We start from the raw sequence: 13624 nt of genomic DNA on the forward strand, positions 1-13624 counted from the left end.
ATTCTGAATGGGGAAAAGCGTATGCACTCTCTCAAGGCACGCGCTTTCAATTGAACTAGAAGACAGAGTTACCCGCAATCTACAATTTTCCAGAAGAGCCAACTTCGCCCACTATTGAGACTTCATATAAGTAGAAATACTGATTCGACGAAAGCAGTTACCACGGAACGGGTTTACCGGGCATCTTCGACGTCACAGTACACCTGATGCGACCCGATGAGGAGACTCGCCGAAAGCCTCCATCGTTTTCTCTCTACCAACCCAAGCGGAAGCTACCATAAAACTTCACTTCTGCAGATCGCGAGACAGCCACTTGAATTTGTCTATCCAAACCTTCTGCGACTAGGAACTACCACCCTGTATCCAGCGTTGCGTCAGCAACTCAGCCGTAAGAGGCAGAGGAGCCGGCTGGCCAGACCTCTCGCGTTGAATACCCGATTCTTCCCGTCCTTTGGGCCGATCTCGTCGAACCTGATCGGCGGGGATATAGATAGGCCTATTCGGAACGAATCCACCCAGAGGGCTTGAGACAGACGCGACCGGCGGCTGGTCGAGCGTGCTTCTTCTTTTCTTAGGCACCTTGCGCAATCGAACGGCAACAGGAGCGTCGATTGCCGTCCCGATAATATCCTCTACTGGCGGCAGTGCCTGTTGTTCCAAGGGTTGGTCCCGGTGAATTTCCTGGTCGAGAGCAGGAATCGATTCCGTAGTCGAAATGGGAGGCAGTGGGAGATCAAAGGGCAGCGTCAACGATACGCTTCGAGCGATCTTCTTCAACCTCGCTGAGTCCAGTTTCGTCGAAGCAGACTTCTTCCGCTTTGGATCTCGCAACGGTCTCTTCTGCGGAACCTTGGATTCCACTGCTTGACGCGGGGGAGCAACTGAGATTCGTTTCGTAGGAGTCTTGAGTACCTTACTGCTGAAGAGAAGATTCTGAACCTTCTCTTCAGTTCGTTTTGCGGCTGGGGCGGCGGCGGTTAGAAGTAACCGCGCCTCTCTTAGCCGTTCCAGGTCAGCGTCAATCAATGCGAGGATGTGAAGATATGCCATGAATCTCCAGTTTACAGTGCCTGAAGAGTGAACTGTCGTCTCGAATCATCAAAACTCTGCTTCAACTCTGTTTGTAGTTCGCAGCCTTCTTTCGGTCGGCGACTATCCCCAAACACATCGCCTCTGCATAATAATCCTGCAAGACCAAAATGAACCTCCAGGCACTGCATCCGATCAAATTCTTTACTGCATACCCGTAATCTCGCCACTCTCATCCACATCGATTCCCAACGCGAGGGACGCCTTTGGCAGTCCAGGCATCAGCATCATCGCACCCGCGATAACAACTAAAAAACCGGCACCCGCCGAGAGCGTCACATCCGTCACATGGAGCGTCCATCCTGTCGGTGCTCCCAGTAGCTTCGGATCGTCGCTCAACGAATACTGCGTCTTCGCGATGCAGATTGGAAGCTCTCCAAAGCCCCAGCGCGCAAACCTCGCCAGGCTCTCTTTCGCGCGTTCACTCAGTTCGATCGCATCCGCGCCATAAATCTTCTGTGCCACCTTCGTGATCTTTTCGACCGCCGAATCGCCATTCGCGTAGGCACTCGTCAACACGACATTCGGATTTGATTCGATAACTTCGACGACCTTCCGCGCCAGCGCCGCCGCGCCTTCGCCGCCCAATGCAAACGCCTCCGAAAGAGCAAACGCCGCTCCCCGCGCCTCGCAAAATGCCCGTAGCTTGTCGAGCTCTGCCTCCGTATCGTCAGGAAACCGATTGATCGCCACCACCGCAGGCAGCCCAAAGCTGCGCACGATCGCGATGTGCTTTTCGAGATTTGCGAACTCGTCTTTTAAATCGCCCAAATCGCCCTTTGCTTGCTGCTTCACGCTCTGTACCGTCGTCACTAACACCGCAATCGCGGGTTTGATACCAGACAAAGGGCTCACAAGGTCCATATATTTCTCAAATCCGAGGTCCGATGCAAAACCCGTCTCGTTGACCACATAATCCGCCAACCGAACTCCCATTCGCTGTGAGACCACCGAACTCGTTCCGTGCGCGATGTTCGCGAACGGACCGCAATGGATCATCGCTGGCGTTCCCTCGGTCGTCTGCACCAGATTCGGCAGCAGCGCCTCACTCAGCAGCGCCATCATCGGCCCCGTGGCTTTCAAATCCGCCGCTCGCACCGGCTCACCCTTGCGGTTCTGTCCAATCACGATTCGCGCCAACCGCGCACGCAGATCCTCGCGGCCGGAAGCAAGCGCCAGGATCGCCATGATCTCCGACGCCGCCGTAATCAGAAATCCGCTGGGTCGATTGCTCCCATCGCGCTGCTTCTTGTCCGCAGCCGTCACGCTGACGATGATGTTGCGCAACGCGCGATCATTCATGTCCAGCGTGCGCGGCCATGTGATCGCATCCGGATCGAGATCAAGCGCATTGCCATGAAACAGATGTGAATCGATCAACGCCGCGAGCAGATTATGCGCAGATGTGATCGCATGAAAGTCGCCGTGAAAGTGTAGATTGATCTTCTCCGCAGGTTCTACCTGCGAGTGACCGCCCCCAGCCGCCCCACCCTTCATACCGAATACCGGGCCTAGCGACGGCTCACGCGAAGTGAGGATTGCTCGTTTACCAATCGTCTCCAGTCCCTGCACCAGCCCAATCGATGTGACGGTCTTGCCCTCGCCCGAAACAGTCGGAGTCGTCGCCGTCACAAGAATCAGCTTTCCGCCACGATCGAACCGCGCATCATTCAGTAGCTCCAGGCTCAACTTCGCGCTGACCGGGCTCCGTCTCTCATATAGATCTTCGGGTAAATCCAACTTGGCGGCAATCGCCTCAATAGGCAGCAGATTCTTCTTCACGCAACATCCTCACAAGCCTCATCACACGCACAACTAGTCCAAGAATATCTGGCCAATAGTCGATTACTGGAGCCAGGGTCTTATCTATCACCAGAAGTTTTAGGCTATCTCTACTACGATAGCAGCGCAGCTCCTCCGATGGGCGCTGGAAGACATGATCTGCAGTAAAGCGAGTTCCATTCACGAATCCAAGCCTAAAACTCAGGGTTCGATATCGTCTGTCCTCTTTGTCCGGGGCACTTGGTGGCCTGCCAGGAACTGCCTATACAAGTGGTCGATGAAGACGGTGTTAATCGTTCCTGTCCCAAGGAGCAGACGATAATAGAGAGGGCCATAGAGCATATCCGTCGTGGTCTCCAGATCGATATCGCTCCTTAAATCCCCCTCCTGAATCGCCGTCTTCAACACTTGAATGACCCCGCCACGACGTGGTTGAATCCAACGCTCCCGAAATGCAGTTGCCAGTTCCTCATCGAACTGCGACTCTGCCAGGAGCGAGCGGATGAGCCTGCCATATCTGCTGCGAAAGAACTTCGCCTGCAGACCCAACTGCTCCCGAATGCTGTCCAACGCGCGCGCAGACGACGGAAAGGCGGTCTCAGGCCCCACCAGCTCCAGGAGCGCATCCATGACGACAGCCGCCTTATTCGGCCACCTCCGGTAGAGGGTCATCTTTCCCACTCCCGCGTGCGCGGCAATCTGATTGACCGTAATGGCGCGAAATCCCTGCGCCGAAACGAGTTGAAGCGCAGCCTGAAGAATGGCTTGATGGGCATCATCGCTTCGAGGGCGTCCAAGTTGAGGCTTTTCCAATGACTTCACGATGATCTCCTAATGAATTCTCTCCCATCGGAGCGGAAATTTGAATCCAAGTCGATACTCAGGGTATCGTATATCCATATTAGAAACGATACCCAAGGTATCGTTAATCCGAGGAGATCCCTTATGACAGAGAAAACAGTTCTTATTACCGGTGTTAATGCCGGGTTGGGCCGTGCGTTCGCGGAAGCGCTTCTGGAGGCCGGACATAGAGTCGTGGGAACCGTCCGCAAACCGGAGGCGGTGGCAGAATTCGAGGCAATCAAACCCGGCGAGGCATTTGGACGCGTGTTGGACGTTACGGATCTGGAGGCGATCCCCGAAATCGTTCGTGGGATCGAAGCCGAAGTTGGGCCTATTCACGTCCTGATCAACAGCGCCGGATACGGTCACGAAGGCACTTTGGAAGAGTCGCCTTTGGACGAGCTCCGCCAACAATTCGAGGTCAACGTCTTCGGCGCGGTCGCTATGATGAAGGCGGCCCTACCCTTCATGCGTGCGCGTCGCACCGGACACATCATCAACGTCACCTCGATGGGCGGGCTGATGACCTTCCCAGGAATCTCGTACTATCACGGGAGCAAATTCGCCATGGAAGGAATCTCGTCCTCCCTGGGCAAAGAGATAAGGAGCTTTGGCATCTTTGTAACCGCCGTCGAGCCCGGCATGTTTCGCACGGACTGGGCCGGCCGGTCCATGGTCCGGTCTTCCCGAAGCATCGCGGATTATGATGCTGTGTTCGAGCCCATCCGCGCTGCGCGGGCTGCAAGGAGCGGCCACCAACCTGGCGATCCAGCTAAAGCCGGACGTGCGATCGTCACCCTGATAGGGTCACCGAATCCTCCCGCACACCTGCTCCTCGGACCAGACGCCTTGGAGTACATCGGCAAGGATCTACATGCTCTCAAGATAGAGCTCGCCGAATGGGACTCTGTAACCCGCTCCACAAACTTCGATCGGCCCTGACAAACTGACCTCACATAGAAATCCGGATGGGATCCACTTGGATCCCATCCGGATAAGTCCTCAAGCAACCGGCTAAACCAAGCAGAATGCAAATCGACTTCGAGGTGCGACCTCTTCCGACGGGTGGGCGTGCCGAAATCTAACTCGCCCAACTGCAGATTGTAACTTTGCCAAGACGTAACTACCGACGTATGCTTCCGAGCATGAGCTCCTTGAGGCTTTCTACCTTCGTCTGTGCGTATCTGCTCCTAGGGATGTATCTCGAAAAGAAGACCGATGCTCTCCACGCAGACTATCGCCAAGCCAGTCATCTCCAGGACTCAAATGGACTCGAGTGGCAACTAGGTCCGTTCCAACGTCCACAGAGTGCGCAGCCTGTCATCAGGCGAAAGCCAGAATCGACCTTCCTCGACCCAATCTTGGCGAAACCTGTTCATTGGGAGGCGCTCCACACCTTCAACCCGGCAAGCATCGTTCGCAATGGCAAAGTAATCGTTCTATACCGCGCCGAGGACGACAGCGGCTCGCTCGGGATCGGTCTGCATACCTCCCGTCTGGGTATGGCTGAGAGTAGCGATGGCATCCATTTCACCCGGCGGCCCGCGCCCGTCTTTTACCCGGCATCCGATGCGCAGCGAAGCCGCGAGTGGCCCGGCGGAGTCGAAGATCCACGCATCGTTGAAGCAGAGGATGGCATCTATATTCTCACCTACACACAGTGGAACCGCGTTACATACTCGGTAGGAATAGCAACCTCACGCGACCTCGTTCACTGGACCAAGTATGGGCCAGCCTTCGGAGACACCGGCAAGTACGCCGCATTGAAGTACAAGTCCGCAGGCATCGTCACCCATCTCGTCGGTGGCCGCCTCCTGGCCGCTCGCATTCATGGCAAATACTGGATGTACTGGGGCGAAGGATCGGTGAGCCTCGCCACCTCGACCGACCTTCTCCACTGGACTCCCGTCGAGACGCCCGACGGAACGCCAGTAGCTTTGCTCGAGCCACGGCCCGGCCACTTCGACAGCGGTCTCCCCGAGGTCGGACCTCCACCGCTACTTACTGCAGCCGGCATCGTCCTGCTCTACAACGGAAAAAACGCCGTCACAAACGGAGATCCGAAGCTCGATCCCGGTGCCTACTCGGCAGGCCAGGCATTATTTTCCGCGGACGATCCAAACCATCTCCTCGAACGCACCACGAAGCCTTTCATTCAACCCGAACTCCCGTGGGAGCGAAGTGGCCAATACGCCGCAGGCACAACCTTCCTGGAAGGCCTCGTCCATTTTCACGACCGCTGGTTTCTGTATTACGGCTCAGCCGATTCACTGGTCGGCGTAGCTATCGGGGACGCGCCCCGCGAGCACAAATAGACAGTAAGAGAAGTAGACATGCACGACTCTCTATCTCCTGTTCTTGCACCCGCACGACTCCCGAATAACCAACGTCACCGGCAGCACCGTCTTAGCAATGGAAGACGAGGACTCCCCTCGTATCCGTTTTAGGAGTAAACGTGCGGACGCGCGTCCAAGCTCGGTGGCAGGTTGACGGACAGTAGTCAACGGAGGGTTCAGCAAAGTATAAAAATCAACATCATCAAATCCAATCAGCGCGACATCCCTGGGCACTTTAATCTTCATTGCTTTGAGTATCTTGATGACCGTGATCGTGCAGGCATTGTTCGCGGTGAATAAAGCATCAGGACGATCAGGCGAATCAAAGAGGGCCGACAAGGCCTTTGGAGCCGACACCTCGCTCGATAACATCACCTTCTTGATGCGAGAGAGTTTCGTACTCTTCAAACACTCTTCATAGCCCACAATACGCTCCCTGACAGGTTGCAAATGGGAGTTCATCACCACACATGCGATTCTCTTGTAGCCATGGCTGAGGAGGTGCTCCACCGCCATCCGCGCTCCCGCTCTATTTTCGACCTCGACCGAGTCGGTCTGCGCCACCTCGATGGGCCGATCAATCGTAACGATCGGAGTCGATCGCAACGCCGCGGCTTTCAAATATCTGGCGCGACTGTCCGCCGGCACCAGCAGAATCCCATCCACGGGATGATTCGCCATCTGTTCGACCTGCGCCTCCTCGATGGAAGGATCGCCGTTCGAAGCCGCCAACCAGACGAGATAGCCAGCCTCTCGCGCAGCCTCCTGTACCGCATGACTGACGACAGAAAAGAACGTGTCTGCCAAATCGGGGACGATCAGTCCAATGGACTTGGATAGCTGACCCGTAAGTATCCGAGCCGCGTGATTTGGACGATACCCCAAACGGCGAATTGCCTCATGAACTCTCCTCGCTGTCTCATCTGCGACGTAGGGATGACCATTGATCGTGCGAGATACAGTCATGGGCCCCACTCCAGCAGCCCGCGCTACATCCTCAAGCGTCGCACGTTTTATGGGAGAAGGCTTTCGCACTTTATCTGTCTTCTTCGTGGAAGGCCTATCGAAAAGGCTCCCTAACCTGAGATCGAATTTCAGGATTATTCACAAATTTATCACCCTTCATATTGACAACGGAATGCCCGGGTGTGTAAACCGTTGTCCGCTGTGATAGCGCAATCATATTAGTTTTCTGCAGCGTATTCGTTAGCGCTCACTTTGGAGGCTGCATTGAAATACACTAGGCTCGCCGTTCGTCTCGCCCTTCTGTTGGTCGCAATCTGCTTGTTTGCGGCCGTATCTCCGCTCTTCGCTCAGTCCGATAGTTCATCCCTCTCTGGCACCATCACTGACCCATCCGGTGCGCTTCTCCCCAATGTCAAGATTATGGTTCGCAATAATGCAACCAACGCCGATCGTTCTATCACCAGCAACGAAAACGGCAGCTTCACCCTCACCAACCTTCCCTCGGGCGACTACAACATCCGTGCGGAGTCAGCTGGGTTCCTGACAACAACACTCAGCAATGTACGCCTCGATCCCAGCATCGGCCGGCGCATCGACATCGCCATGAGCATCGGCGACGCCAAAGTAGAAGTGAATGTTGAAGCAGGCGTGAACACCGTGCAGACCGAGAGCGCCTCAGTCGGCCAGCTCGTCACCGAAGCACAGGTGAAGTCCATTCAGCTCAACGGGCGCAATCCGCTCTACCTCTCGCAGCTTGAACCCGGCGTCGTTCGCAACAATTCGATGGCTGCCTTCAACTTCGGCCTCGACAACGGCATCAACGTAAACGGTGCTCGCTCGCAGGAGAGCCTCATCACGCTCGACGGCGCCCCTATGGTGCGCACGCGTTCCAATGGCACCAGCGTCGGTGTTGCGGACGTAGACTCGACCTCGCAGGTTCAGATCCTCACTACCAGCTATCCTGCTGAATACGGTCGCACCTCCGGCGGCCAAATCCGCATCGTTCCCAAGAGCGGCTCAACGAACTTCCACGGCAGCGTCTTCGAATACTTCCGCAACACCGCACTCAACGCCAACACCTGGGCTCGCAACAACACCGGCCTTCCCCGGCAGGCCTTTCGCTACAACCAGTACGGCTGGAACCTCAACGGTCCCGTCTACATCCCCGGCCACTTCAACAAGAACCGCTCCATGCTCTTCTTCCTCTTAGGCCAGGAGTGGGTGCGTTACAACCACGATGACCTCGGTCAACAGAAGGTCCCCACTGCGCTCATGCGCACCGGTAACTTCAGCGAATTGCTTGGTCCGAATATCTTCTATAACACCCCCGTCCAAATAGTGAACCCCACCACGGGCGTGCCTTACCCAAACAATACCATCCCGGCAAATCAACTCAGCCCGAACGGCCTCGCACTACTGAGTGCCTATCCTGCGGCTAACCTCGTTGGGAATGCTCAAAACAATTGGATCGACTCCGCGCTATACACCGAGAAGCAGCGCAAGGACACTATTGTCGTAGACTTTATACCGTTCGAAGCACATCACTTCCGCTTTAGCCTGCTCAACTACAACTACAACGACTACGAGCCACACTTCGGAAACTTCAATCTCAATCCACGTATCTTTAATCGCCCCAATCAGATCGGCGTCTTCCACTACAGTTGGACCATCAGTCCGAAGATCGTGAATGAGTTTATCGTGTCGGCCGCCGCGGATCACGTTGATATCGGCATCGACACATCCTTGGGCCGCTTCGATCGCACCAAGTATGGCATCAACTATCCCTACCTCTACCCAGCCGCAACCAAGACCATCCCCAACAAGATTCCCACCATCCAGTTAGGCAACTTCGGAACACTCGATGGCGGTCCCTATCCATCGCGCTCGGGCGGCATGGTATATGACATCGCCGATAACATCACCAAGGTCTGGGGCAACCACACTCTCAAATTCGGCGGTCTGTGGGAGTACGCTGGCGAAAACAACTTCGACCAGATCAGCGTCGACAACACAAGGCCCGGTACTACCAACAACCAGAACGGACTCTTCCTCTTCACAGACCGGCGTGTAACCGGAACGCAAACAACAGGAGCCGCAATTGCGAACGCTGCTCTCGGCCTCTTCGATACCTACGGAGAGATCGGTCAGCGTTCCTATACCCTCTTCCGCGGCAACATGTTCGAAGGCTTTGTGCAAGACCAATGGCGCGCCACATCGAAGCTGGTCCTCGAAGTAGGCGCACGTTACAGCGTCATGATGCCTTACCACGCCCTCTGGGGCAACCAGTCGTTCTTCAGTCAGAGAGACTGGAGCCCAGCCCTCGCACCTACCGTCAATCCCACCACTGGCTTCGTCACCGGCGGTGATCCCCTCAACGGCGTCGTCATCCCTGGCAGCGGCTTCCCTAGCTCCGCAAAGGGCCACGTCTCCGACGACATCCTCAACAACGGATACGCTCGCCTCTTCCGCGGCTACGACAGCAACTACCATCCTACCGTCTACTCGAACATCCAGCCCCGCTTTGGATTCGCGTATCAGTTCACACCCGGCACCGTCCTTCGCGGCGGATTCGGACGATACATCCAGCGCCTCGGCATCAGCGACGTCGTACAGGTCGGCGGCAACGCTCCGTTTCAGCCCTCATCCACCGTCACTCGCGGCAATGTAGACGCACCCGGCGGCGTTGGCACGAATGCGTCGCCAATCGCACTTACATCCCAGCGCTATGATTATCCCAGCCCCGAGGCCTACGGCTGGAATCTAACCTTCGAGCAGGACTTCCCGAGATTCGCGACCTTTACCATGAGCTACGTTGGCCGCCGCGGCATTCATCTCGAACAGCTCGGCAACGTCAACCAGCTCCAGCCCGGAACCGTTCAGGCTAACCCAACCATCAGCAACACCGATGCACTTCGTCCCTTCCGTGGCTACTCTACGATCGGCGAAGCGCAAAACGTCGGAGGTTCGAACTATCACGCCCTGCAGGCCAACCTGAAACGGCGCCTTGCAAAGGGCTTCCTGGCAGGAGTCGCTTATACATGGTCCAAGAGCCTGGACTATGGTTCCTCCAACGGAACCAACGTCCCCAACGTCTACAACATCGGCATCAACTACGGTCCAAGTGACTTCGATACACGCCATGTAATGGTCCTCAATTATGTATGGGATATCCCATATGCAACCCATGCCAACAATCGTATCTTGCGTTCTACCCTTGGCAACTGGCAGTTCTCCGGCACCATCCAGGCCCAATCCGGTCGCCCTCCTTCGAATGGCATCTCCAACGGAAACGACCGTGCAGGCGTTGGCCCCGGCTCTGGCAACCAGTACTGGGTGCAGACCCGCAAGCCCAACCTCCCTCACGCCTTTGCTGGAAACGGCACAGCACAGTGGTTCGAAAGCGCCGCATACGCTCCTGCGCCACTGGGCACCTTCGCACCACGCGGCTCCCGCAACAACATCTACGGCCCTGGCTTCAATAGCTTCAGCTCCGCGCTACAGAAATCCATGCACATCATCCCCGGCCACGATAATCATGCACTGGTCTTCAGAGGAGAGGCGTTCAACTACCTCAACCACCCCAATCTAAACGACCCAGACGTCAACCCAACCAGCGGTACTTTTGGACGTGTAACGCAAAAGGGCACAACTTACGCCTCCGAGCGTCAACTTCAATTCAGCCTCCGCTACGCCTTTTAGCCCGACTCATTTCGTTCGCATCTCCTAAATCGCGGATGCGAACTCGGCCGTAAAAGCGAACAAGTCCTTCTTCACAACTCGAGATCCCGCATGGTTGTCAACATGCGGGATCTCTTTTTATTTGACCGAGGTTTAGAAAGTCACGTTTTTCAAATTTGATTAAAACGTTAAATTTGATAGATTTGATATATTGGATCAAATGACGTCGCAAGCGCTCCGCGAGTCATTGAAGTTCTCTCAACCTTTATTTGGCGGCAGCCCTGTTCTCCAGGCGCACTTCCGCCTTCCACCCAGAGATCGAAGTAGTCACAGACCAAAGAGGAACAGCAAATGAAAATTGGCTTTATCAGTATGCCTTTGTCAGGGCACTTGAATCCGATGACCACGCTTGCACGCAAGCTTGCCTCGCGTGGACACGACGTGGTCTTCATCGGCATTCCAGATGTCGAACCCACCGTTCGCGCTGCGGACCTGCAATTCGTACCCTTTTGCGAAAAAGAATACCCCTTCGGTTGTGATAGTTGGAGTGGAGTTACAAAGCGGCAGGGCCTCGATGTCGTCCAATATTCGAGCCGCGAAGTACAGCCTGGACTCTGCCGAACGGCGTTGGAATACCTGCCAGGGATACTCGCTGAAACGGGCATCGAAGCGCTGGTCTTCGACACGGTCTACTTCTACCTCGAACTCGTTCCAATGCATCTCGGCATACCTTACGTGCATATCTGGAACGTGCTCCACTTCGATCTCTCTGGAGAGACCCCGCCCACCTTTTTTAGTTGGCCCCACGAGACGACACCCGAAGCCGTCACCAGGAACCTCGAGGGAGCAAAGTGGATCGGTGAAAATATAGCAGCGCCCATCCTGGCAGCCGCCATACCTTACGCCGAGAAGATGGAACTCCAAATCGATTGGGAAGATCCCGCCTCCACCATGTCCAAACTCGCTATCATCACCCAGACACCCAGAGAATTCGACCTTCCAGGCGTCCAATGGCCCGACCAATTTATCTACGCCGGCCCCTTCCACGACGATGCTGGACGAGAGCAAGTATCCTTCCCTTGGAGGAAACTAACCGGCGAACCATTGATCTATGCGTCGTTGGGAACGCTCGTAAACGGCTTGGACTACCTCTACAAGATCATCCTCGAAGCAGTAGGAAAACTCTCTGGCATCCAGACCGTACTTTCGGTAGGCCGCAACATTAGTCCCGCAGATCTGGGTCCCATTCCATCCAACGTAATCGTAGTCCGCAAGGCTCCTCAAATAGAACTGCTCAAACTCGCGACGCTTTGCCTAACCCACGCCGGACTGAATACAGCACTGGAATCATTGGCACAAGGTGTGCCAATGGTGGCACTCCCAATCGCATTCGATCAACCCGGCGTCGCAACCAGAATCGCATACCACGGCGTCGGTGAATTCTTTGAGATTCAAGATCTGACCGCAGATAGCCTCTCAGAGTTGATACAAACCGTTCTGAAGAATCCAAGCTACGCAGACCGAGCCCGCTACTTTCAAAGAGTAATCGCGAAGACTCGCGGACTTGATCTGGCTGCCGATGTAATCGAAACCGCCTTCGGACTAGACCAAGCGACAGATCTAACCCAACAAGACAACGAGCTGTTATACGCCTAAGCCCAAATCAAAATTCCTCCCAACAAACCAACGCCTGCTGTGGCACACACAGAGACCGCCACAGCAGGCATAAATCCCCACTCCCGACTAAGAACTTCTCACTTTGAAGATGCCGCAAGAATCTTCAAAAGGATCTCTTGCGACCGCCGCTGACCCCAGCGACTGTTGTAAGCACTCGATGTAATTGCAACTACCATGTGCAACGAAGGCACAATATAAATCTTGTTTCCGCCATTTCCGGAAGCAAAATGAATCGTAATTTCGCGCCCCGCAACCTGCTCCGCCTTGGTGTACCACATAGAGCCGTAAGAGTCGGCGTAGGGATCGCTCTCCCCAATCGCCACCTGACTCGCCAGGCTACTAACAATCCAATCGTGCTGCAACAAGCGGCTCCCGTCCACAACACCGTCATTGAGCATCAATTGACCAATGGCTGCTGCAGCACGAGCAGTCATCTCAAGATTCCCTTGTCCTGTCGTTCGATTGATCGGCACATGCCGCCATCGAAAATCAAGAATACCCAAAGGACTAAACAGATTCGCCCTCGCAAACTCATCGAGCGCCATATGGCTGGCATTCTCCACAATCGCCCCAACTAGGAAAGCATTGAGCGAGCAGTAAAGATACGTCTCCCCAGGAGCACGTCTGACCGGCACCGCATACACCGACTTCATCCAATCAGAAGATTCATCAAGCCTCCCCTCATTGCCCGGCGTCGACGGATCGTCGTCATCCGCATCCAATCCTGAGCGCATAGTCAGCAGGTCCTTGATCCGAATCTTCTCCTTACCATCCTTCGGCAGACCAGGTAGGTACACAGCAATCGAATCATCGACGTCCCCAACAAGCCGCCTCTCAACAGCAATCCCCATCAACAGGGATGTGACACTCTTAGTTGCAGACCGAATGTCATGCAAAGTATCAGCCGAATCGCCATTAAAGTAGCGTTCGCTCACCAGCAGACCATCCCTCACCACCACAATCCCTTTCAAGTCACGATGCTCGTCCTGCACCATCTACCCATACAGCGTCTCTAGAGCCCCGACATCAATCTTCGAATCAGCAGACCGCATTGGCGTCCAAAGCACACCCCGCGGTTGCCTATCGCTCTGAGACGCTTGCACCACCTGAGCCCGCAAAACCACACAAGAAAAAATAACAAGCCCACAAAAAAATAGAAGGTGCTTCTTGCACATCCGAACAGCTACGCAAACCAAAGAGAATAAGTTCCCTCGAACCAAAAAACTAATTCAGCAAGAATTCGCGCCCTGAGT

General features: G+C 55.1%; 9 protein-coding genes. 4 read left to right on the forward strand and 5 right to left on the reverse strand.

What is annotated here, in order from left to right:
• Positions 1–342: 342 nt before the first annotated feature.
• From HB393_RS16560 to HB393_RS16570, 3 genes are all read right to left on the reverse strand, one after another.
• The gene (locus HB393_RS16560) at positions 343–1050 is read right to left on the reverse strand and encodes a hypothetical protein (protein ID WP_213806303.1); all 708 of its coding nucleotides are present in this window, start codon (positions 1048–1050) and stop codon (positions 343–345) included.
• 183 nt (positions 1051–1233) lie between these two features.
• On the reverse strand, positions 1234–2871 hold the full coding sequence (locus HB393_RS16565; RefSeq protein WP_213806304.1) for a formate--tetrahydrofolate ligase: 1638 nt from the start codon (positions 2869–2871) through the stop codon (positions 1234–1236).
• 201 nt (positions 2872–3072) lie between these two features.
• Positions 3073–3693, reverse strand: coding sequence for a TetR/AcrR family transcriptional regulator (locus HB393_RS16570; protein WP_213806305.1), 621 nt, complete (start codon positions 3691–3693; stop codon positions 3073–3075).
• Positions 3694–3816: 123 nt separating this feature from the next.
• Here HB393_RS16570 and HB393_RS16575 point away from each other — a divergent pair, with 123 nt between their 5' ends.
• Together HB393_RS16575 and HB393_RS16580 are read left to right on the forward strand one after the other, a co-directional pair.
• Positions 3817–4656: an oxidoreductase gene (locus tag HB393_RS16575; RefSeq protein ID WP_213806306.1), complete on the forward strand. Its 840-nt coding sequence runs from the start codon at positions 3817–3819 to the stop codon at positions 4654–4656.
• Between the two features lie 203 nt (positions 4657–4859).
• A complete protein-coding gene (locus HB393_RS16580; protein WP_255551225.1) occupies positions 4860–6029 on the forward strand; it encodes a glycoside hydrolase family 130 protein in 1170 nt (389 codons plus the stop codon).
• Positions 6030–6059: 30 nt separating this feature from the next.
• Here the strand turns inward: HB393_RS16580 and HB393_RS16585 are convergent, their stop codons facing one another.
• Entirely contained in the window at positions 6060–7085 is a 1026-nt protein-coding gene (locus HB393_RS16585; protein WP_345945254.1) for a LacI family DNA-binding transcriptional regulator, read from the reverse strand.
• A 195-nt stretch (positions 7086–7280) separates the two neighbouring features.
• Here HB393_RS16585 and HB393_RS16590 point away from each other — a divergent pair, with 195 nt between their 5' ends.
• On the forward strand, positions 7281–10715 hold the full coding sequence (locus HB393_RS16590) for a TonB-dependent receptor (RefSeq protein ID WP_345945255.1): 3435 nt from the start codon (positions 7281–7283) through the stop codon (positions 10713–10715).
• A 330-nt stretch (positions 10716–11045) separates the two neighbouring features.
• A complete protein-coding gene (locus HB393_RS16595) occupies positions 11046–12350 on the forward strand; it encodes a glycosyltransferase (RefSeq protein ID WP_213806307.1) in 1305 nt (434 codons plus the stop codon).
• Between the two features lie 98 nt (positions 12351–12448).
• Here HB393_RS16595 and HB393_RS16600 read toward each other — a convergent pair whose 3' ends face one another.
• On the reverse strand, positions 12449–13366 hold the full coding sequence (locus HB393_RS16600) for a serine hydrolase (protein ID WP_213806308.1): 918 nt from the start codon (positions 13364–13366) through the stop codon (positions 12449–12451).
• Positions 13367–13624: the final 258 nt, after the last annotated feature.

It is taken from the genome of Granulicella sp. dw_53 (genome assembly GCF_018449545.1).
Lineage (GTDB): Bacteria > Acidobacteriota > Terriglobia > Terriglobales > Acidobacteriaceae > Edaphobacter.

Bases quoted from the DNA above. Each gene is read 5' to 3' on its own strand.
- HB393_RS16560 (WP_213806303.1), bottom strand. From the start codon at position 1,050: ATGGCATATCTTCACATCCTCGCATTGATTGACGCTGACCTGGAACGG.
- HB393_RS16575 (WP_213806306.1), top strand. From the start codon at position 3,817: ATGACAGAGAAAACAGTTCTTATTACCGGTGTTAATGCCGGGTTGGGC.
- HB393_RS16580 (WP_255551225.1), top strand. From the start codon at position 4,860: ATGAGCTCCTTGAGGCTTTCTACCTTCGTCTGTGCGTATCTGCTCCTA.
- HB393_RS16595 (WP_213806307.1), top strand. From the start codon at position 11,046: ATGAAAATTGGCTTTATCAGTATGCCTTTGTCAGGGCACTTGAATCCG.
- HB393_RS16600 (WP_213806308.1), bottom strand. From the start codon at position 13,366: ATGGTGCAGGACGAGCATCGTGACTTGAAAGGGATTGTGGTGGTGAGG.